The following is a 20935-nucleotide window of genomic DNA, read 5'->3' as shown; positions in this document are numbered from 1 at the left end:
GGGTCGGCGCCCCGGCAACCTGAATCGGCTATGCCGGATCGGCCAGTTCGGCGGCCAGGGCACGCTGCACTGCGGGACGTTCGCCCATGCGGCGGCGGTGATCGGCAACCCGCGGCAGCCGTGCCACATCCACGCCATCGGCTTCCAGCCATTGCGCCAGGGTGAAGAGATAGGGATCGCAAATTGTGTAGACCTCGCCCATCACCCAGGGGCCGGCCAGCATGCCCTGTTCTACCAGGGCGAAGCCCTCAAAGACGCTCTCGGGTACTTTCGCCTGCATGGCGGCGATGGCGGCCGTGTTCCCGGCCTCGACCCAGCGATAGCCGCGCATGCGATGGGCATGGGCGACATGCACGGTGGAACACAGATAGCTGTTGAAGGCCTGCACCTGGGCGAAGGCAAAGGCATCGTCCAGCGGCGCCAGCTGTGCTGCCGGAAACTGCTGGGCGATGAAGGCCAGCATGGCCGGGGTTTCGGTCAGCACGCCCCGCCCGGTCACCAGCGCGGGCACGCGGCCCTTGGGATTGATCGCAAGGAATTCCGGCTTGCGCTGGTCGTTGCTGGCAAAGCGGATGCGCGTCAGGCTGTAATCCGCGCCGGCCTCCTCCAGGGCGATATGCGAGGCCAGTGCGCAGGTATGGGCCGCATAGAACAGGTTCAGCATCGGCGTTTCCCTTGTCGGCGCGGGTTCAGGCGATCGGATACCAGTAATTGATCTCGGGCGCGGCATCGCCATCACGGTCGCGGTTGAAGATCGAATTGCCGAGGATATGGCGCATCTGGCCGTCGGCGCCGCGCAGCGGAAAGGTCAGGCGCTCGAAGAATCGCGGCCAGTGCCGTTCCGGCGCCTGGGTATGCACGCGCTGGAATCCGGCGCAGGGCCGCCTCAGCACCTGTTGCGACTGTTCGATCAGGATCGACACCATGGCGGCCGGGAACAGGTCTTCGTAATACAGGCCCTTCGGGCTGCGGCCATACCACTCCACCAGAGTTTCGCCCATCAGGCGAAAGCGGAAGCGGCCGTCATCCGTGGCATCGACGATCCAGGCATCGGCCAGGGCCTTTGGGAAATGCAGCGGATCGATCTCGGCCAGCGTGGGAATGCGACGGTGGAGGCGATAGAGCCCCAGCCAGTGTTCGGCCACGGCGCGATGGCCGGGCAGTTCCAGATCGGCCAGCAGCGTGTCGAGATCGCGATCCATGGCGGCGTTACAAAAATGAACGGTCCGGGCAGCATAGCCGGCCGGACCGTTCATGTAATCAGGCCTGCAGATCCGTTGCGCATCCGCCGGCGTTGGCGGTCTAACCTTCGCCGTTACCGTTGCCGTTGCCGTTCTGCAGGTCGGCCGGGTTCGGCATGCCGAGCACATGGAAGCCGGAATCCACATGGATGATCTCGCCGGTGACACCGGCGCCGAGATCCGACAACAGGAACAGTGCGGCGCCGCCGACATCGTCGAGCGAGGCATTGCGGCGCAACGGGCTGTGCTGGGCGGTGAATTTGAAGGTGGCGCGCGCCGAGCCAATGGCCGAACCGGCCAGCGTGCGCATCGGGCCGGGCGATACCGCGTTGACGCGGATATTCTGCGGGCCGAGATCGACGGCGAGATAGCGCACGGAGGCTTCCAGGGCCGCCTTGGCCACGCCCATCACGTTGTAGTTCGGCATCACGCGGGTTGAGCCTTCATAGGTCAGCGTGATCAGCGAACCGCCCTTGCTCATATAGGGCTGCGCCAGGCGCGCCACTTCGGTGAGCGAGTAGCAGGAGATCAGCATCGAGCGGCTGAAGTTGCCGCGCGTGGTGTTGAGATAGCGACCCTTCAGCTCTTCCTTGTCGGAATAGGCGATGGCATGCACCACGAAATCGATCTGGTTGCCGAACGCGGCGCCGACCTTCTCGAAGGCCTGGCGCATTGAGGTTTCGTCTTCCACGTCGCAGGGCACCACGGCCTTGGCGTTCACGCTCTCGGCCAGCGGCCGCACGCGGCGCTCGAAAGCCTCGCCCTGGAAGGTGAAGGCCAGCTCGGCGCCATGCTGGTGCAGCATCGAGGCAATGCCCCAGGCGATCGAGTGGTCGTTGGCGACTCCCATGATGAGGCCACGCTTGCCGCGCATCAATGCAGGCATATCGGTCATGTCAAATCCGGTGAATGAATATCGGTGTCGGGGAAAGGCGGGTGGGATCAGGCGGCGTAGCGCTGGAAGATCAACGAGGCGTTGGTGCCGCCGAAGCCGAAGGAATTCGACATCACACGGTTCAGCGTCACGTTATCCTTGCGCTCGCGCACGATGGGGAAGCCCTCGGCACCAGGGTCGAGGTTTTCGATATTGGCCGATGCGGCGATGAAACCGTCGCGCATCATCAGGATCGAATAGATCGATTCCTGCACGCCCGCCGCACCCAGGCTGTGGCCGGTCAGCGACTTGGTTGAGCTGATCGGCGGCACCTTGTCGCCGAACACTTCCTTGATCGCATTCAGTTCGGTGATGTCGCCCGCCGGCGTGGAAGTGCCATGGGTGTTGATGTAATCGATCGGCGCGTTGTGACCATGGCCGCCGGCCTCATTCAGCGCCTGCTGCATGCAGCGCACGGCACCTTCGCCCGAGGGCGCCACCATGTCGGCGCCGTCTGACGTCGCGCCATAGCCGACCAGCTCGGCATAGATCTTGGCGCCGCGCGCCTTGGCATGTTCGAGCTCTTCCATGATCAGGATGCCGCCGCCGCCGGCGATCACGAAGCCGTCGCGATCCTTGTCATAGGCGCGCGAGGCCTTCTCCGGTGTGGCATTGAAGCTGCTGCTCATCGCCGGCATGGCGTCGAACAGGGCGCTGAGGGTCCAGTCCAGTTCCTCGCCGCCGCCGGCGAAGATGATGTCCTGCTTGCCCATCTGGATCAGTTCGGCGGCATTGCCGATGCAATGCGCCGAGGTCGAGCAGGCTGAACTGATTGAGTAATTCACGCCCTTGATCTTGAAGGCGGTGCTCAGCACCGCCGAGCAGGTGCTCGACATCGCGCGCGGCACCATGAAGGGGCCGATCTTGCGCGGGCCGCCCTTCTCGCGGGTGATGTCGGCGGCGGCCACCAGGTTGCGCGTCGAGGCGCCGCCGGAGCCGACGATCAGCCCGGTGCGCGGGTTGATGATGTCGCCGGCTTCCAGCCCGCTATCGGCAATCGCCTGTTCCATGGCGAGATAGGCATAGGCCGCGCCATCGCCCATGAAGCGCTTCTGGCGGCGGTCGACCGCGGCTTCCAGGTCGATCTTTACCGTGCCATGCACCTGGCTGCGGAAATTCAGCTTGGCATATTCATCGGCAAACACGATGCCGGAGCGGCCGGCCTTGAGGCTGTCGGCGACTTCCTCGGCGTTGTTGCCAATGGAAGAGGTGATGCCGAGACCGGTGACGACGACGCGACGCATGGGCGTGAGACTCCTCAAATGCGGGCCGGATCCTTATGGCCGGGCCACAACAATCATAGTGCAAGAACCGTTACAGCTCGCGGCCAGCAGGCTTTTCGATCAGGCCGCGGCATTCAGCAGCAGCCGTTTACGCAGCAGCAGGGGCCATGCCTTCGGGGAACACGCCAACGCGCATGTCCTTGCATTCATAGGCCGGCTTGCCGTCGATGAACATGGTGCCATCGGCAATCGCGATGCCGAACTTGCGCATCAGCACCCGCTTGATATCGATCTTGAAGGTGATCTTCTTGGCCGCCGGCGTCACCATGTCAGAGAATTTCACTTCGCCGACACTGAGCGCACGGCCTTTGCCGGGCGCCTTCATCCAGCCGAGGAAAAAGCCGACCAGCTGCCACATGGCATCCAGGCCCAGGCAGCCCGGCATGATCGGGTCATTCTCGAAATGACAGGGGAAGAACCACAGGTTGGGCTTGATATCGAGCTCGGCTTCGATCTCGCCCTTGCCGTATTTGCCGCCATCGCTGACGATCTTCACGATGCGGTCGAGCATCAGCATGGGCGGCAGCGGCAGACGGGCATTGCCCTCGCCGAACAGCTTGCCATGCGCGCAAGCCAGCAGATCCTCGTAGCTGTAACTGTTCTTCCGTTCCACGGTCGTGAAATCCTCAACCCGTCTGGCGCCCCCGGAACATCCGGACAGGCGCGATCCTCCATGGCGAATTCCGCTAAGTCGCGGGCCTACCATCGCCTTCCGGGGACAATGTAGTGATCCGGGGGCCAGCCGCAACAGTTTCGTTGCATCTTGTTACAATAGCGCGATCAGCCTGTCAGGGCGCGGGCAAAAAACCATGGCATCACCAGTCAAACGATTGTGATTGCAAGCAGATTCAGCCTGGATGACATTCCTGTGGCCGTCTGTGTCGGCGTGCTATATATCGAATATATGGTCAAGACGGTTGAACCCCGCTTTGAGGCTGCCGCCGAGCAGTTGCGTGTTGCTGGTCTGCGCACCACGCGGCAGCGTCTGGTGCTGGCCGAAATCCTGTTCGGCCAGGGCCATCGCCATGTCACCGCCGAAAGCCTGTTCACCGAGGCCGCCGAACGCGGCGCCCGGCTTTCGCTCGCCACCGTTTATAACTGCCTGCATCAGTTCACCGCCGCCGGCCTGCTGCGCATGGTGACGGTGGATGCCGGCCGGGCCTATTTCGATACCAACCTGTCGGCACATCATCATTTCTATTACGAGCGCAGCGGCGAGTTGCGCGACATCCCGGAAGCCGAGATCGCCGTGGCCCGGCTGCCGACCGCACCGGCGGGCGCCAGGATCGCCCGCGTGGATGTGATCCTCCGTCTTGAGGATTGATAGCTGCGACCCATTCGCAGCTTTTAGAATCATTCTAACCTAACCTTGACTGTGCTTCGCGCGGGTTCATAATCCTCGCGTTCCGAATCTCTGTCCCGCTGCTCCCCGCCCCGCTGATTTGGGTATGGCAGTCCGGGGGCCAGGACGGGACATGCCGCTGCCAGATCCCATCATCATGGGCCCCATCCGGCAGCGAGGCCAACAAGGAGGACCAGCAATGCCTGCACTCAAGAACACCAAGACCCATGGCAACCTGAAGGAAGCCTTCGCCGGCGAAAGCCAGGCGAACCGCCGCTATCTGTATTTCGCCCAGAAGGCCGACGTTGAAGGCTACAACGACGTCGCCGCCGTCTTCCGTTCGACCGCCGAAGGCGAGACCGGCCATGCGCATGGCCATCTCGAATTCATGGCCGAAGTGGGCGACCCGGCCACCGATCTGCCGATCGGCCCGACCGCGTCGAACCTGAAGGCTGCCGTTGCCGGTGAGACCCACGAATACACCGACATGTATCCCGGCATGGCGAAGACCGCCCGCGAGGAAGGCTTCGACGAGATCGCCGAATGGTTTGAAACGCTGGCTAAGGCCGAAAAGAGCCATGCCGGCCGTTTCCAGAAGGCCCTCGACACCCTCGGTTAAGGTCCCGCGACCGGTGACGTGACGATCCGGCGGACGCGAAAGTGTCCGCCGGTCTCTCATGCGTTAGACGCACCAAATTCCTGGGGGACTGAATGCGCGAAGGCAGCCTGGAGGCGCCGACCCGGCATCCGCTGGATTGGCAGAATCCCGATTTCTACGATCTGGAAAAGCTCGACGCCGAAATGCGGCGCGTGCTCGACATCTGCCACGGCTGCCGCCGTTGCTTCAATCTCTGCGACTCATTTCCGCGCCTGTTCGACCTGGTCGATGCCTCGCCGACCGGCGAACTCGATGAAGTCGACTCGAAAGATTTCAAGCCGATCGTAGATGCCTGCACGCTCTGCGACCTGTGCTACATGACCAAGTGCCCCTATGTGCCGCCGCACGAGTTCAATCTCGATTTCCCGCATCTGATGCTGCGCTACCGTGCCGCCGAGCGGCATCACGGCCACAAGGATGCGATCGGCGACCAGCTGTCGCAGACCGACCGCAACGGCAAGCTCGCCGGCCTGGTGGCGCCGATTGCCAACTGGGCATCGGAACGCGGCAATGCGCTGACCCGCCCGGTGATGGAAGCGGTGGCCGATATCCATCGCGATGCCGAACTGCCGAAGTTCAATGCGAAGACGCTGGTGGCGCGCGCGAAAGCCGAACCGGCCGCGGTCAATGCCGCTGCGCCAGGCTACGGCAAGCGCAAGGCGGCGATCTATGCCACCTGCTTCGGCAACTACAACAATCCCGATATCGGCGTCGCGGCGCAGAAGATCCTCGCCCATAACGGCGTCGACCTGCGGGTCGATTATCCCGGTTGCTGCGGCATGCCGCGGCTGGAACAGGGCGATATCGAGGATGTGGCGAAAAAAGCCCGTGTGGTTGCGGAATTCTACGCGCCGTTGATCGACCAGGGCTACGACATCGTGGCGCTGGTGCCATCCTGCGCGCTGATGCTGAAATTCGAATGGCCGCTGATTCTGCCCAACGATCCGCTGGTGAAGAAGCTGGCCCAGGCGACCTTCGATATTTCCGAATATATCGTCGATATCGCCAAGAAGGACGGCCTGGCGCCGGGGCTGAAGCCGCTGGCCGGCGGCGTCACGCTGCATCTGGCCTGCCATGCCCGCGCGCAGAATATGGGTGCCAAGGCCACCGAGCTGATGAAGCTGATCCCCGAGATGAAACAGGGCGAAGACCTGGCCGTGATCGAACGCTGCGCCGGCCATGGCGGCAGCTGGGGCGTGCGGAAAGAGTTCTTCGAGGTCGGCATGAAGGTGGGCAAGCCGGTGGCGCGCACGGCGGTGAAGGAAGCCAAGGCGCATATCGCATCGGAATGCCCGCTCGCCGCCATCCATATCCGCCAGGGCATGGAGCGCGAGGGCAAGGACAAAGAGGGCTTCACCCTGCCGGCCAAGGCCGATCATCCGGTGGAGCTGTTCGCGAAGGCTTACGGTTTGCTGTAAGGGATATCCGGTGACGGAGGGGCTTCCGGCACACAGGAGAGTAGCATGAGTTTGAAGACCACGATCACCCGCGCCGATATTCTGCCGATGGACGAGTTCGTAAAGGTGCGCAAGGACAAGCGCACCGAGATCGTCGGCATCAAGAAGCATCGCCGCGTCGGCGTCGGCCCCTTCTGCACCTTCTATTTCGAGAATTACGCCACCATGTGGTGGCAGATTCACGAAATGCTGTTCATCGAAAAGGGCGGCGAGGAGCAGATCGGCGACGAGCTGCACGCCTATGCGCCGCTGATCCCCAAGGGCAGCGAACTGGTCTGCACCTTCATGATCGAGGTGGACGATGCCGTGCGCCGTCCCGCCGTGCTGGCGCAGCTGACCAATATCGACCAGATGGTGGTGCTGGAATTCGGCACCCATAAAGTGCGCGCCGTTCCGGAAGATGACGCCGAGCGTAACCGCGAGGATGGCAAGACCTCGTCGGTGCATTTCCTGCGCTTCCCGTTTACAGCCGAACAGGTGGCGGCATTCAAGGCGCCCGGCACCCGCGTGCTGCTCGCCATCGAGCATCCCAATTACGGCCATATCGCCGTGATGCCGGAAACCACGCGCGAGGCGCTGGCGAAAGACTTCGCTTAAGGCGCCGCCCTCTGGGCGGAACCGCAGCAATAGGGACAATTTTCGGGTTGGCCTGCGCCGCGTAAATCGTCATGCTGGGATTGCCCCCAGCTGAAGCTTTGCGCGGAGTCCGCCATGACCGTTCTTGCCACCGAAGCCGCATTGCGTGACTGCTACGACATGCCCAACGACACGGTGCAGCGGAAGATCATTCCCCGCCTCGACCAGCATGCCAAAGCCTTCATTGCGCTGTCGCCGTTCCTGACTCTGTCGACCAGCGGGCCCGATGGTGCCGACTGCTCGCCGCGCGGCGATGCGCCGGGCTTCGTGCATGTGGAAAACGACAACACGCTGCTGCTGCCCGACCGCCGCGGCAACAACCTGATCGACTCTTTGCGCAACGTGGTGCAGCACCCGCATGTCGGCCTGCTGTTCCTGGTGCCCGGTATCAACGAGACGCTGCGCGTCAACGGCACCGCCAAGGTGATCACCGATCCGGCGCGGCTGGAACCGATGACGGCGCAGGGCAAGCTGCCCAGCTCTGCCCTGGAAATCACCGTGCGCGAGGTCTTCTTCCACTGCGCCAAGGCGATGATGCGCTCGGATCTGTGGAACCCGGAGAAGCATGTGCCGCGCTCAAGCTTCCCCACGCTCGGCAAGGTGATCGCCGACCAGGTGGCGGGGCTGGAGGTCAAGGTCGTCGAGGCCGTGATCGAGGAAGGTTACAGGACGCGGCTGTACTAGGGCTGCGACCGTGAACGGGCAGACGCAGAAGCCGGCTTCGGCGTTTCAGGCGATCCGCGCCATCGACTATACCGTCATCTTCGTGCGCGACATGGCGGCGATGCGCCGCTTCTATGAAGACATAATGCAGTTTCCTCTGCTGCGCGAACTGTCGCCGCACTGGATCGAGTATCAGGTGGGCGGCAACACCCTGGCCCTGGCGATCCCGAAGCGGTTTGCAGAGGATGCGCCAACGCCCAAGGGCAGTGCCGCGCTGCAGCTTGCCTTCAAGGTGGCCGTGCCAGACGTCGATCGCTGCGCCGAGGAACTGTTGCAGCAGGGCGTCAGCCTGCTGTCGCCGCCCACCAATCAGCCCTTTGGCCATCGCACGCTGTTCTTCCGCGATCCCGATGGCAATGTGCTGGAAGTGTTTGCCGATATCTAGTCGAGGTCGCAATGCCCGCCTACCGCCTGCATTACTTTCCGGAATCGGGCAACAGCTACAAGCTGGCACTGATGCTGACACTTTGCGGCCAGCGCTTCGAGCCGGTCTGGACCGATTTCGGCAGCGGCGTCACCCGCACGCCGGCCTGGCGCGCCAGTGTCAATGCGATGGGCGAGATTCCGGTGCTGGAGGAGGGTGGCGTCAAGCTGACCCAGACCGCACCGATCCTGATGAAACTGGCCGAGCAGTATGGCAGGTTCGGCGGCGAGACCGCGGCCGAGAAATACGAGGTGCTGCGCTGGCTGTTCTGGGACAACCACAAGCTCACCGGCTATATGGCGACCTACCGCTTTCACCGCAGCTTCACGCCGAAGCCCAATCCGCAGGTGCTGACCTATTTCCGTCGCCGGCTGGATGACTTCCTCGCCATCCTGGAGACGCATCTGCAGGGTACGGCCTTCGCCATCGGCGACCGGCCCACGGTGGCGGATTTTTCGATGATGGCCTATCTGCATTTTCCGGCCGACGAGACCGGCTACGATTTTGCCGCCACGCATCCCGCCATCAGGGCATGGCTGGATCGCATCGCGGCCCTGCCCGGCTGGCAATCCGCCTATGACCTGCTGCCGGGCCAGCGCCTGACGCATTACGCCAAGAACGCCGAACCGCTGCACGCCTGAACGGTCAGCTGTTCACCGGCTCGCTTCTGGCCGGCCCGAGCCAGTCCGGTGTCTCGCCGCGATTGAAGCGGATGCCGAGCACGAAGGACTGCGCGATCTTTTCCGCGCGCGCGACAAACAGTGCGGCGGCGTCAGGCGGGCAGATCTCGGCCACGGTGGCGCGGAACAGCGCCAGCCAGTGATCGAAATGCGGCTGGTCGAGCCTTGGCATACCCTGTTCGCCGCGCGTGTGATCTAGCTTGAGATGCGCCTGCATCGGCCGGCCGGCATAGCGGCCGGTCATCAGCACCACCGAGGACCAGAAATCCACCATATTGGCCAGATGCGTATCCCAGCGGTCGCCGATTGCGCCGTTGAAGATCGGCCCGAGCAGGGCATCGGTGCGGATGCGGCCATAGAAGCTGTGCACCACGCGCTGCACCATGGCCTCGTCGATGCCGACCTGTGCGCCGGGCGCCAAAGCCGCGCGGCGGGCCTGGCGTTCGGCCAGGGTGGTGTCGGTTTCGTCCTGATGGGCCATGCGGTCCATGATAGGGCAGCCATCGGTGATTGATAGCCGCGACCGGGTGTCGCAGCCTGGCTGCCGCTAGTCGAAGGTCTCGCTGGGATAGATGCCCCACAGATGCGCGCGCGGCATCCAGCCCCGCGTGCCGGCGATTTCCACCTGGCACCAGGCGACATCGGGGCATTTGCGCACCCGGGCCTGCACGCCGGGTTCGGCGGTCAGCAGCACTTCGGTGGCGGTGTCGGCTTTCTTGTACAGCGAGCGCACGCTGCCCTCGACGGTGGCATAGCGCTTGCCCGAGGTCAGGTTCTTGTGCACCCAGGTCTCGGTGCCGTCATGGTCGCGGATGCGGCGCCAGTATTCGTATTCGGCCACCACTTCCACCGGCAGGCCGCGGCGCTGGTACTGCCAGGCAATCGGGTAGCGCGAGCCTGGGCCGGTGCGGGCATTCACCTTCTCCGATGCCAGGCTGACAAAGCGCGGCAGCGGCAGGCCGGAATCGATGCCCTTTTCCGGGATGGTCGCGGGCGCCGCCTGGGTGGCGACAACCGGGGCGGTGGTGGCGGGAGCTGTACTGACGGGGGCGGAGGTCGTCGCGACCGGGGTGAGCGGGGTTTTCTTCGCCTCGGCCGCCAGCAGCGGCGGGGCGATCAGAACCAGACTCAGACCAAGGACGACTCGCGACAACATGAATGCGGTGACTAGCGCAGAACCGGCAAAGGAAGGGTTAAGACCGAATCGGTCCTCAGCAGGCGGATCGTATCAGGGGCGAGTCAGCCTGCAAGGGCATTCGCCGGACGGCCTATTCCCGGTCGATCAGATGCAGATAGCTGCCGAACACGCTGCCCTGGCGACAACCGGTGGGCCCCAGATCGGCACCGGTGGCATCCGAGGCGGCAAACAGCGGCGGGGCGCCGGCGGCCTGGCCCATCTGCACCGAATAATGGAATTCATGGCCGCGAAAACGGCTGCCCTTGGGCCCGAGCGGGGTATCGGCCAGCGACGCGATGCGGCGATACCCAAGCTGGCGCTTGCGCATCTTGAAGCTGGTCGCCACCGGCAGCAGGCCGGCCATCTGGTGGCTGTGGCCCTCCGCATCGGTCAGGCTCTGGCCCAGCAGCATGAAGCCGCCGCATTCGCCATAGATCGCCGCGCCGCGCGCCGCCGCAGCCTTCAGGCCGCGCAGCAGCGCCAGATTGCCGGCCAGCCGGCCGGCATGCAGTTCGGGATAGCCGCCGGGAAGGAACACGGCATCAGCGTCGGCCTCGGGTACGCCATCATGCAGCGGCGAGAAGAACGTGAGTTCGGCGCCCTGTGCCCGCCAGCCCTGCAGCAGATGCGGGTAGCAGAAGGCAAAGGCGGCATCGCGCGCCACCGCAATCTTCTGGCCCAGCGGCGGCAGCGGCTTCAGCGTCGCACCAGTCTGCACCGTCAGCTTGCGCAGGGTCTGTTCCAGCGCGAAACGGTCAAGTCGGCGATGCAGCCAGTCGGCGGCGCGGTCGAGGAAGAGTTCCAGATTGTCGCGTTCCACCGCCTGCACCAGGCCCAGATGCCGGCTCGGCAGTTTCAGGTCCGCCTGGGCCGGCAGGGCGGCCAGCACCGGCATCTCGATGCGCTGCAGCGCCGTGCGCAACAGGGCTTCGTGGCGCGGCGAGGCGACGCGGTTGAGGATCACGCCGGCAATCGTGATGTCGGAGCGGAAGCTGCGGAAGCCATGCACGAGGGCGGCCACCGACTGGCTCTGGCGTGCTGCATCGATCACCAGAATCACCGGCAGGCCGAGCAGGGCGGCGAGATCGGCGGTCGAGCCCTGGCCGTTGGCAGCACCATCGAACAGGCCCATCACGCCTTCGATCACCACCAGCTCGACATCCTCGGCGCCGGCGGCCACCACGGCGGTGATGGTCTCCTGCCGCATGGCAAAGGCATCGAGATTGTAGCAGGGCCGGCCGGCACCGGCGGCACGGTGGAACGAACCATCGATGTAATCCGGCCCGATCTTGAACGGCGCGATGATGCGGCCCTCGCGGCCCAACAGGCGCAGCAGCGCCAGCGTCACCGTGGTCTTGCCGCTGCCCGAAGCGGGTGCTGCGATTACGACGCCGCTTGGCATGCTGCCCCCATGGTCAGGGTGGCCTGCAGGTCGCTGCGGCCGAAGGCGGCCTGCAGGTCGACCACCTCGCCCACCACCAGCAGGGCCGGCGGCGCCATCTGGGCAGCTTCGGCATCGGCAACGATGCGGTCGAGGCGGCTGACGAGAATCCGCATCTCGGGCAGCGTGGCGTTCTGCACCAGGGCGGCAGGTCGCTCGCCGGCCAGGCCGGCATGGCTCAGCTTGGCGACCAGGATATCGAGATGCTTCATCGCCATGTAGATCACCAGCACCGGCGAGGCGCGCACCATGGCGGCCCAGTCGAGGCTGTCGGGCACTTCGCCGCTGGCATTGTGCCCGGTCAGGAAGGTGACGCAGGAATTGGTGTCGCGATGGGTGAGCGGAATGCCGGCATAGGCCAGGCCGCCGATGCCGGCCGAAATGCCGGGAATGATACGGAAGGGGATACCGGCCTCGCGTAAGCTCAGCGCTTCCTCGGCGCCACGGCCGAACACGAAGGGATCGCCGCCTTTCAGGCGCAGCACGCGCTTGCCCTGGCGCGCCAGCTCGACCAGCCGTTCGGAGATGTCGCGCTGCTTGAGCGACGGCTTGCCGCCGCGCTTGCCGGCATACTCCAGCACGGTGTTGGCTCTGGCACAGCGCAGGATGCCGTCACCCACCAGGGCGTCGTAGATCACCACATCGGCCTGGTTCAGCGCATTCACCGCATGCAGGGTCAAAAGCCCCGGATCGCCGGGGCCGGCGCCGGCCAGCCAGACCCAGCCGGGCTGGAAAACGGGCATATCGAGGGCGGGCAACTGCATGCCGCGCAGGGTACAGCAGCGGGGCAACGGTGTATATTGGCGGCATGTCCGGAACCCCTGACGTTGCGTCGGAATCTGCCGACTCCGCCTCTGCGCTCCGCCGCGGCTGGACCACGGGCGCCTGCGCCACCGCCGGCGTGCGTGCCGCCTATCAGGCGCTGCTGACCGGCAGTTTCCCCGATCCGGTCACCATCACCCTGCCCAGGGGTGAACAGCCGAGCTTCGCCCTGGCCGTGGAACGGCGCGGCACCGATGCGCGTGGCCCGTGGGCCGAAGCCGGCATCGTGAAGGATGCCGGCGACGATCCCGATGTCACCCACCAGGCGATGATCCTCGCCCGCGTGCGTCCTGCCGCTGCCGGCCAGGGCGTGCGGTTCCGCGCCGGTGAGGGTGTCGGTACCATCACCCGCGCCGGCCTGCCGCTGCCGCCGGGCGAGCCGGCGATCAATCCGGTGCCGCGCCAGATGATGACCGACACCGTGCGCGCGCTGGCCGCACAGCATGGCGCTGGCGGCGATGTCGAAATCGAGATCAGCGTGCCGGGCGGCGCCGAGCTGGCGAAACAGACCTGGAATCCGCGCCTCGGCATTCTCGGCGGCCTCAGCATTCTCGGCACCACCGGCATCGTCGTGCCGTTTTCCTGCTCGGCCTGGATTCATTCGATCCATCGCGGTGTCGATGTCGCCCGTGCCGCCGGGCTTACCCATGTCGCCGGCTGCACTGGCTCGACCTCGGAGGCGGCCGTGCAGGCCCTGCATGGCCTGCCCGAGATGGCCCTGCTCGATATGGGCGACTTTGCCGGCGCGCTGCTGAAATACCTGCGGCAGCATCCGATTGCGCGACTCACCATCGGCGGCGGCTTCGCCAAGCTGGTGAAGCTGGCGCAGGGCCAGATGGATCTGCATTCGGGCCGCAGCCAGGTCGATAAACTGGTGCTGGCGCAATGGCTGGGTGATCTGGGCGCAGCACCGGCGCTGATCGCCCAGGCCGGCGCGGCGAACACCGCGCTCGAGGTGCTGACCCTGGCACAGGCGGCACAGTTGCCGCTGGCCGATCTGGTGGCGGCGAAGGCGCGCGATACGGCGCTTGACCTCGTCGCACCGGCGCAGATCGCGATTGATGTGGTGGCGGTGGACCGTGCGGGCATGATTGTGGGGCACAGCGATGGCACGGCTGCGTAACCTCCTGCTGCTCGGCGGCACCGGCGAGGCGCTGCGCCTGGCGCGCGAGCTGCAGGGCCATGCGCGCGTGCGCTGCATCTCCTCTCTGGCCGGCCGGACCGAGAATCCCGACCATCCGCCGGGCGATCTCCGGGTCGGCGGCTTTGGCGGCATCGACGGCCTGCGCGATTATCTGGTCGCCGAAAAGATCGACCTGGTGCTGGATGCCACGCATCCTTTTGCGGCACAGATGGCGCACCATGCCCATGAGGCCTGCGCCGCGCTCAACATTCCGCGCGCCAAGCTGGTGCGGCCGCCGTGGGTGGCTTCGCCCGGCGACCGCTGGACGATGATGCCCAGCGTGGCGGCGGCGGCGACCTTCCTGCGCTTTCATCCGGCCCGGCGGATTTTTCTCACTGTCGGCCGGCAGGAAATCGGGCCGTTCGTTCCGCTGGGTCGCGGCGATGGCGGGCGCGAGGCCGGTCGCTGGTTTCTCACCCGCATGATCGATCCGCCGGGCGATGGCATCGCCGTGCCGCCGGGCGAGACCATCCTGGCGCGCGGTCCGTTTGCACCGGATGATGAAAAGGCGCTGATGCAGCAACACGGCATCGATCTGCTGGTGACCAAGAATTCCGGCGGGGCTGCGGGCAAGATCGCTGCCGCCGCCGAGCTGCATTTGCCGGTACTGATGATCGAGCGTCCGCCGCTGCCACCCGGCCCGACGCTCGACTCGGTCGGTGCCGCGCTCGGCTGGATCAACATTCACGCGGTTTAGGATTTCTTTTTTGCCGTCAGTTTGGCTTTGGGCTTCGGCCGCAGCACATGCACATGCTTGGGGTCATACAGTGCGCTGTCGCGGAAGTCTGTGTCTTCCGCCAGCACGCGGCCAACCAGGATCAGCGCCGTGCGGGTGATCTTGGCCGCGCGCACTTTTGCCGCGATGGTGCTTAAGCTACCGCGAATGATCTCCTGGTCCGGCCAGGTGGCGCGCACCACCACGACCACCGGGCAGTCGGCGCCATACTGCGGCACCAGTTCATCGACCACATGGCGGATGTTGCGGATGGAAAGATGGATGGCGAGTGTCGCACCGGTCTTGGCGAAATTCGCCAGCGTCTCGCCCTTCGGCATGTCCGATGATTTCATCGCCGTGCGGGTCAGGATCACGCTCTGGGCGATCTCGGGCAATGTCAGTTCGGTCTGCAGGATGGCGGCGGTGGCGGCGAAGGCCGGCACGCCGGGCGTGATGGTGAAGGGGATATCCAGCTTTTTCAGGCGGCGGATCTGCTCGGCGATGGCGCCATAGAGCGAGGGATCACCGGAATGCACGCGCGCCACATCCAGGTCCTTGTCATGGGCGGCCACGATCTCGGCCATGATCTCGTCGAGATTCAGCGGCGCGGTGTCGATCACGCGGGCCTTTTTCGGCGCCATGGCCACCACCGCCTCGGGCACCAGCGAGCCGGCATAGAGGCAGACCTTGCATTTTTTGATCAGCGCGGCGCCGCGCAGGGTGATCAGGTCGGGCGCACCGGGACCGGCGCCGATGAAATGCACGGTCATTCTGTGAACTTCTTCTCGTAGCCGCGTGGCGTATAGGCGAAGCGGCGGCCATCGGGCAAGGCGATCGCACGGCTGGCGCTGCTGCCGACCAGCACCACGGTCAGCATGTCGACCTTGTCGACGTCAAGCGCGGCCAAAGTAGACAATGTCACGCGCTCGCCCTCGCGGCCGAGGTTGCGCGCCAGCACCACCGGCGTTTCGGCGGGGCGATGCTGCAGCAGGATATCTTTCGCCAGCTCCAGCTGGTGGCGGCGGCGCTGTGACACCGGATTGTAGAAGGCGATGACGAAATCGGCCTCGGCGGCGGCCTTGATGCGCTCGAGGATGGCTTCCAGCGGCGTCAGCAGGTCAGACAGCGAAATGGTGCAGAAGTCATGGCCCAGCAGCGCGCCGGACCGGGCGGCGGCCGCCTGCAGTGCCGAGATGCCGGGTGCCACAGTGATGGCGACGCGTTGCCAGGCTTTCTGCTCCGGTTCCTTTTCCAGCAGGGCAAACACCAGCGTCGCCATGGCATAGATGCCGGGATCGCCGGAGCAGACCAGTGCCACGCGTTTGCCGGTGGCCGCCAGATCCAGCGCCGCACGCACGCGCACTTCCTCTTCGCCCAACTCGTAGCGATGCAGGGTCTTGCCGGCCTGCAGCTCGGGATAGAGATCGAGATAGAGGCCATAGCCGACCCAGTCGGTCGCCTCGCTCAGCGCGATGCGCGCTTCCGGCGTCAGCCAGTGCGCATCGCCCGGGCCGGTGCCGACGACGTGCAGTTCTCCCCGCATTGCACCGCGTGAGGCGCCATCGAAGGGCGCAGGCGCCAGCGCCATGGCACAGGTGGCACGCTCGGATTTGCGCTTCGGCACGATCAGCCTGGCGTCCGGTCCGGCAGCGGCGAGGGCCGCGCCTTCCGAGACACCATGGGTGCCGACTTCGGCAAACACCACCGCCGAAGGATTGGCCATGCGCGGGGTCTCGGCCTCCAGCGTGGCGGCATCAAAAACGCGGAATGGCACGCCGAGCCATTTCGCCAGTTCCTGCATCGCCGGTTCATCAGATTTGAGATCGAGCGAATAGACGCCGGCAATCGCGTCGCGTGCGATGCCGGCCTCGTCCAGGCTGCCCTGCACCAGGCGGATCAGCTCCACCGGCCGCGTGTTGCGTTCGCAGCCGACCCCGATGGCCACGCTGCGCGGATGGAACACCAGATGATCGGGGCTGCCTTCGATGGCGCGATGGGTCACCTCGATCAGCAGGGCGCCGTCATCGCGGATCGGCAGGTTGGTCTCGCGCAGCCACGGGGCATGGCCTTCGATGCGCACACCGTTGCCACGCAGAAGATTCGCCATCAGGCCCTTGGCATCGTCAGGATTCGCCAGCGTGTAGCCTTCGGGCGGTTCATCGAGGCCGAGGCCGAAGGCCAGGTCGCCGGCGGTGGTGACGGCGGCAATCCCCTGCAGCACAGCGGCGATGCGGCGCGCGAGAAGATTGGCGCCATGATGACCGCCGAGCAGAGGCACGATGCTGGAGCCATCGGCGGCGACGGCGATCAGCGGCGGTTCACTGTGCTTGTCGTTCAGTTGTGCGGCGACTGCGCGAATGAGAATCCCGGCGGCGCAGATGCCGATCACCGGGCGACCGGCGGCAAACAGCCGGGCAATCGTCTCGGTGGGTTTACCGAGCGGCAAGGCATGCACCAGCGCCGCATCATCGGGTGCATAGACCTCCCAGGCCGGGAAGGCGGTCATCAGTGCTTGCGCCGTGCCGCGCGCGTTGGGCGTCAGCATGACAAGGGCAGGCTTGCCGCTCACGACCGGAACTCCATGAAATGCTGTTCTCCGCGCCGGTGCACCAGGATCATGGCGAAATAGGGAATGCTGGCCGGGTCGACGTCCTGCAGCGGCAGGATGCGCTGTTCGGCCATGGTGGCGCGCTCGATATACTGGGCGCGATCGGCCAGGCCGAGCTGCCGCAGCAGGGCGACGATGCGCGGGCCATGGCGACCGAGCTTGAGAATCGCTGCCGCATCGGTATGCAGCAGCTTGGCGGTGATGGTCTCGTCATCCAGCGGGGCGGGGATGATGGTCAACACGTCGTTGCGCGATACCAGCGGATGTTTCAGCGCGGCAGCGCAGGCAGTCAGCGACGACACGCCGGGCACCACCTCGACGGAGAATTTTTCTGCCAGCCGGCCGAACAGATACATGAACGAGCCATAGAGGAAGGGGTCGCCCTCGCAGAGCACCGCGACATTGCGTCCGGCGACCAGATGCGCGCTCAGGTCTTCCGCCGCCTGCTCATAGACCGCCTGGGCCGGGAAGCGGGCCACCGTCAGTGGCATGCGGATCGCCAGTTCGGTCTGTTTCCCGCTCAGATGCGGCGCAACGATCCGGCGCGCCAAGCTGTCGCCGTCTTCCGGCGCCGGATAGGCAACGACGTCGGCGCTCTGAAGCAGCCGCAGCGCCTTCAGCGTGATCAGCTCGGGGTCGCCCGGGCCGATGCCGAGACCATACAGGGTCGCACTCATTCCTTGATGACGCTCCATTGCGTGATCGGCATCATCGCATGCCAGCCATGGAAACGGCCGACGCGTTCGGCGCGCTGCACCATGAAGCGCGCGAGGTCGCCGCCATGGGTCTGCCGCGCCTGCACCAGCAGGCCTTCGCCTTCCAGGGTCACCACATTGGCCACCAGCCGGCCGCCGGGTTTCAGGGCCTGCCAGCAGCGCTCGATCAGGCCTTCAGCGGTGACGCCGCCGCCGATGAAGATGGCATCGGGCTCGGGCAGGCCGTCCAGCGCGCCCGGCACGGCGTTGCCATTGATCTCCAGCTGCGGCACGCCGAGCGCTGCCGCATTCTGCGCGATCATGCTGCGGCGCGAATCCTTGTTCTCGATGGCGATGGCGCGGTTGCGGCGGTCGGCGCGCAGCCATTCGATCGAGATCGAGCCCGAGCCGGCACCGACATCCCACAGCAGGTCGCCGGGAAACGGCGACAGACGGGCCAGCGTCATCGCACGGATCTCGCGCTTGGTGATGTTGCCGTCATGCAAATAAAGATCATCGTCCAGTCCGGCAAGGCGTGTCAGCCCCGGACCATCGTTCACCTGCACCGCCAGGGTGTTGAGATCGGCGCAAGGTCCGTGCGGCCAGGTCTTGGCCGTGCCGGTCAGGATGTTTTCCTGCGCACCGCCCAGATGCTCCAGCACGGTGAGGCTGGCGCTGCCGAAGCCGCGCTTGGTCAGATATTCGGCGATCTTCGCTGGCGCCGCGCCATTCTCGGTCAGCAGCAGCAGGCGGGCGCCGGGATGCAGGAAGGCCGACAGCAGATCCAGCGGCCGGCCATGGAGTGAAAGGCAATCCACGGCATCCAGAGGCCAGAGCAGGCGTGCAGCCGCCAGCGAAAAGGCACCGGCATGGGGGATGACGGCGATCTCGTCTGCGGCGACGCGATTGGCCAGCGTCGTGCCGATGCCGAACCACATCGGATCGCCGCTGGCCAGCACGCAGACGCGGCGGCCCTTGTGGTCGTTGATGCTGTCGGCCTGGGCCAGCAGCGGCGTGCTCCAGGTGATGCGGCGCTGGTCGCCGTCTTTCGTGGGCACCATGGCCAGATGCCGCTCGCCGCCGATCAGGATATCCGCGGTTTCGATCACCACGCGCGCGGCGGCCGTGATGCCGTCCAGGCCGTCCTCGCCGATGCCGACAATGCTGAGCCAGAGCTTCGTCATTGGGCGGGCTCCCAGGTGGCCAGCGCGTTGATTGCGGCGGCGGCGATGGCGCTGCCACCACGGCGGCCTTTCAGGGTGGCATAGGCCACGCCAGGCGGCGCATGGTCGATCAGCGCCTGTTTCGATTCAGCCGCACCGACAAAGCCGACCGGGAAGCCGAGGATGGCGGCCGGCTTCGGCGCGGCTTCGTCATTCAGCATTTCCAGCAGGCGGAACAGCGCGGTCGGCGCATTGCCGATGACGACAACGGCCCCCTCAAGATGAGGCAGCCATAATTCGACCGCCGCGGCCGAGCGCGTGATCTGCTTTGTCTGGCCGATCGCGCGCGCCTCGGGCGTGTTGAGGAAGCTGAGTACGGGGTTGTCGGCCGGCAGGCGCGAGCGGATCACGCCATAGGCCACCATGTCGACATCGCTCAGGATCGGCTTGCCGCTTTGCAATGCAGTATGGACTGCATCAGGCAGATCCGGCGTCCAGGCCAGGTCGGGCAGGATCTCGGGCATGGCGCAGGCATGGATCAGGCGCAGCGCCAGTTCGTCGATGCCCGGTGGCAGATGCGACAGGTCGACCTCGCCGCGAATCATCTCGAAGCTGAGACGATAAATCGCGTCGGGGTCGCGTAGGTAGTCGAACGCCATCATGTGGCCGCGTCGCTTTTCTTCAGGGTCTTCGGCCCCAGCGGATGATCGGCATGGGGATAGGGATGATGCCCGTGGTCATGATGGGCATGGTTATGCCCGTGCGCGTGATCATGCCCGTGATCGTGGCCATGATCGTGGCCGTGGGGATCATGGCCGTGGTGGTCATGGCTGTGGCCGGTGCCGATGCCCTCGACATGATGGTGATGGCTTTCCTGCGCCAGACCCACTTCGTCCTCGAAGCCGAGCACCTGGGCGCGGTATTTGCACATCTGGCAGTTCATGTTGTTGGTGCCGGCAAGGATTTCCTGCAGCCGGTCCTCGAACACCTCCAGCACCATCGGATGGTCGTTCAGGTAACCGGCCTTGATGAACTCGATCTGCGGATGCGCGGCGGCGACGATATCGGTGTAATCGTAGATGCGTTCGACCAGGATGCCGGTGAACAGGAAATACGGAAACACGATGACGCGCTTGTAGCCCAGCCGGGTGACATGCTCCAGCGCGGGCTGCACCAGCGGGAAGGTGACGCCGGAATAGGCGGTCTCGCCCCAGCCGAAGCCGAAGCCCTCCCACAGCATGCGCATCACTTTCGCAATGTTGGAATTGGCATCGGGATCAGACGTGCCGCGGCCGACGACGACGAGGCAGGTTTCATGGCGGGCGACGTCATCACCAGCCGCATCCAATGCGGCCTGGATACGGTCGCCGGCGGCACGCAGCATCTTCAGGTCGATGCCGAGGTCGCGGCCGTAGGAAATCGTCGCATCCGGATGCTCGGCCTGATAGCGGTTGAGCACGCTCGGGATATCGTTCTTGGCGTGGCCGGCGGCAAACAGCATGCCGGGCAGGGCGAGAATCCGCGTGTTGCCCTTGGCACGCAGGGCATCGAGGCCGTCGCGGATGATCGGCGTGGCGAATTCCAGGAAGCCGAAATCCACATCGTATTGCGGCAGGCGGCCCTTGAGATGCGCGGCCAGCGCGGTGAATTCGGCCACCGCACGCGCATCGCGGCTGCCATGGCCGCATAGCATTACGCCGGTCTTCTGGAACGGGTTATCGATCGGGGGCTTCTGGAACATGCTGGTCATCGC

General features: G+C 65.3%; 24 protein-coding genes. 9 read left to right on the top strand and 15 right to left on the bottom strand.

Features of this window, described 5'->3' with window-relative positions; translation table 11 throughout:
* Positions 1–28: 28 nt before the first annotated feature.
* From AAG821_RS03415 to fabA, 5 genes are all read right to left on the bottom strand, one after another.
* Entirely contained in the window at positions 29–664 is a 636-nt protein-coding gene (locus AAG821_RS03415) for a glutathione S-transferase N-terminal domain-containing protein (protein WP_341910241.1), read from the bottom strand.
* Between the two features lie 25 nt (positions 665–689).
* Positions 690–1202: a PAS domain-containing protein gene (locus tag AAG821_RS03410; protein WP_341910243.1), complete on the bottom strand. Its 513-nt coding sequence runs from the start codon at positions 1200–1202 to the stop codon at positions 690–692.
* 100 nt (positions 1203–1302) lie between these two features.
* On the bottom strand, positions 1303–2136 hold the full coding sequence (locus AAG821_RS03405) for an SDR family oxidoreductase (protein WP_341910245.1): 834 nt from the start codon (positions 2134–2136) through the stop codon (positions 1303–1305).
* A gap of 47 nt (positions 2137–2183) precedes the next feature.
* The gene (fabB, locus tag AAG821_RS03400; RefSeq protein ID WP_341910246.1) at positions 2184–3419 is read right to left on the bottom strand and encodes a beta-ketoacyl-ACP synthase I; all 1236 of its coding nucleotides are present in this window, start codon (positions 3417–3419) and stop codon (positions 2184–2186) included.
* A 127-nt stretch (positions 3420–3546) separates the two neighbouring features.
* Positions 3547–4071 carry a bifunctional 3-hydroxydecanoyl-ACP dehydratase/trans-2-decenoyl-ACP isomerase gene (fabA, locus tag AAG821_RS03395; protein ID WP_341910248.1) on the bottom strand — a complete coding sequence of 175 codons (525 nt, stop codon included), beginning with the start codon at positions 4069–4071 and terminating at the stop codon, positions 3547–3549.
* 255 nt (positions 4072–4326) lie between these two features.
* On the opposite strand from fabA, the gene irrA reads away from it, so the two are divergent.
* From irrA to AAG821_RS03360, 7 genes are all read left to right on the top strand, one after another.
* On the top strand, positions 4327–4782 hold the full coding sequence (irrA, locus tag AAG821_RS03390; protein ID WP_341910250.1) for an iron response transcriptional regulator IrrA: 456 nt from the start codon (positions 4327–4329) through the stop codon (positions 4780–4782).
* Between the two features lie 217 nt (positions 4783–4999).
* Positions 5000–5419, top strand: coding sequence for a rubrerythrin family protein (locus tag AAG821_RS03385; protein WP_341899001.1), 420 nt, complete (start codon positions 5000–5002; stop codon positions 5417–5419).
* A 92-nt stretch (positions 5420–5511) separates the two neighbouring features.
* Positions 5512–6876, top strand: a complete 1365-nt coding sequence (locus tag AAG821_RS03380; protein WP_341910252.1) for a heterodisulfide reductase-related iron-sulfur binding cluster — start codon at positions 5512–5514, stop codon at positions 6874–6876.
* Positions 6877–6921: 45 nt separating this feature from the next.
* Entirely contained in the window at positions 6922–7512 is a 591-nt protein-coding gene (locus tag AAG821_RS03375; RefSeq protein WP_341910254.1) for a DUF3501 family protein, read from the top strand.
* A gap of 114 nt (positions 7513–7626) precedes the next feature.
* Positions 7627–8235, top strand: a complete 609-nt coding sequence (locus AAG821_RS03370; RefSeq protein WP_341910255.1) for a pyridoxamine 5'-phosphate oxidase family protein — start codon at positions 7627–7629, stop codon at positions 8233–8235.
* Between the two features lie 10 nt (positions 8236–8245).
* Entirely contained in the window at positions 8246–8659 is a 414-nt protein-coding gene (locus AAG821_RS03365; RefSeq protein WP_341910256.1) for a VOC family protein, read from the top strand.
* Positions 8660–8670: 11 nt separating this feature from the next.
* Complete coding sequence (locus AAG821_RS03360; protein ID WP_341910257.1) at positions 8671–9339, top strand: glutathione S-transferase family protein; 669 nt, start codon at positions 8671–8673, stop codon at positions 9337–9339.
* 4 nt (positions 9340–9343) lie between these two features.
* On the opposite strand, the gene AAG821_RS03355 is transcribed toward AAG821_RS03360, so the two are convergent.
* From AAG821_RS03355 to cobA, 4 genes are all read right to left on the bottom strand, one after another.
* On the bottom strand, positions 9344–9868 hold the full coding sequence (locus tag AAG821_RS03355; protein WP_341910258.1) for a group III truncated hemoglobin: 525 nt from the start codon (positions 9866–9868) through the stop codon (positions 9344–9346).
* Between the two features lie 57 nt (positions 9869–9925).
* Positions 9926–10534, bottom strand: a complete 609-nt coding sequence (locus AAG821_RS03350) for an SH3 domain-containing protein (RefSeq protein ID WP_341910259.1) — start codon at positions 10532–10534, stop codon at positions 9926–9928.
* A gap of 112 nt (positions 10535–10646) precedes the next feature.
* The gene (locus AAG821_RS03345) at positions 10647–11957 is read right to left on the bottom strand and encodes a cobyrinate a,c-diamide synthase (RefSeq protein WP_341910260.1); all 1311 of its coding nucleotides are present in this window, start codon (positions 11955–11957) and stop codon (positions 10647–10649) included.
* Complete coding sequence (gene cobA, locus AAG821_RS03340) at positions 11939–12760, bottom strand: uroporphyrinogen-III C-methyltransferase (RefSeq protein ID WP_341910261.1); 822 nt, start codon at positions 12758–12760, stop codon at positions 11939–11941. Before cobA ends, AAG821_RS03345 begins: the two co-directional genes overlap by 19 nt.
* A gap of 44 nt (positions 12761–12804) precedes the next feature.
* On the opposite strand from cobA, the gene AAG821_RS03335 reads away from it, so the two are divergent.
* Entirely contained in the window at positions 12805–13941 is a 1137-nt protein-coding gene (locus tag AAG821_RS03335; RefSeq protein ID WP_341910262.1) for a cobalt-precorrin-5B (C(1))-methyltransferase, read from the top strand.
* A complete protein-coding gene (locus AAG821_RS03330) occupies positions 13925–14698 on the top strand; it encodes a cobalt-precorrin-6A reductase (protein ID WP_341910263.1) in 774 nt (257 codons plus the stop codon). Before AAG821_RS03335 ends, AAG821_RS03330 begins: the two co-directional genes overlap by 17 nt.
* Here AAG821_RS03330 and cobM read toward each other — a convergent pair.
* Genes cobM through AAG821_RS03300 form a run of 6 tightly spaced genes read right to left on the bottom strand, consistent with a single transcriptional unit; the run spans position 14695 to position 20923 of the window.
* A complete protein-coding gene (cobM, locus tag AAG821_RS03325) occupies positions 14695–15486 on the bottom strand; it encodes a precorrin-4 C(11)-methyltransferase (RefSeq protein WP_341910264.1) in 792 nt (263 codons plus the stop codon). The genes AAG821_RS03330 and cobM overlap by 4 nt on opposite strands.
* Positions 15483–17285, bottom strand: coding sequence for a precorrin-3B C(17)-methyltransferase (cobJ, locus tag AAG821_RS03320; protein ID WP_341910265.1), 1803 nt, complete (start codon positions 17283–17285; stop codon positions 15483–15485). The genes cobM and cobJ overlap by 4 nt, the downstream gene beginning before the upstream one ends.
* On the bottom strand, positions 17282–18001 hold the full coding sequence (cobI, locus tag AAG821_RS03315; RefSeq protein WP_341910266.1) for a precorrin-2 C(20)-methyltransferase: 720 nt from the start codon (positions 17999–18001) through the stop codon (positions 17282–17284). Before cobI ends, cobJ begins: the two co-directional genes overlap by 4 nt.
* The gene (gene cbiE, locus AAG821_RS03310; protein ID WP_341910267.1) at positions 17998–19203 is read right to left on the bottom strand and encodes a precorrin-6y C5,15-methyltransferase (decarboxylating) subunit CbiE; all 1206 of its coding nucleotides are present in this window, start codon (positions 19201–19203) and stop codon (positions 17998–18000) included. The genes cobI and cbiE overlap by 4 nt, the downstream gene beginning before the upstream one ends.
* Positions 19200–19844 carry a precorrin-8X methylmutase gene (locus AAG821_RS03305; RefSeq protein WP_341910268.1) on the bottom strand — a complete coding sequence of 215 codons (645 nt, stop codon included), beginning with the start codon at positions 19842–19844 and terminating at the stop codon, positions 19200–19202. The genes cbiE and AAG821_RS03305 overlap by 4 nt, the downstream gene beginning before the upstream one ends.
* The gene (locus AAG821_RS03300) at positions 19841–20923 is read right to left on the bottom strand and encodes a sirohydrochlorin chelatase (protein ID WP_341910269.1); all 1083 of its coding nucleotides are present in this window, start codon (positions 20921–20923) and stop codon (positions 19841–19843) included. The genes AAG821_RS03305 and AAG821_RS03300 overlap by 4 nt, the downstream gene beginning before the upstream one ends.
* Between the last annotated feature and the right edge of the window lie 12 nt (positions 20924–20935).

Origin of the sequence: Ferrovibrio terrae (assembly GCF_943372915.1) — a bacterium.
Lineage (GTDB): Bacteria > Pseudomonadota > Alphaproteobacteria > Ferrovibrionales > Ferrovibrionaceae > Ferrovibrio > Ferrovibrio terrae_A.
This window is presented reverse-complemented; position numbering and strand designations above follow the sequence as displayed.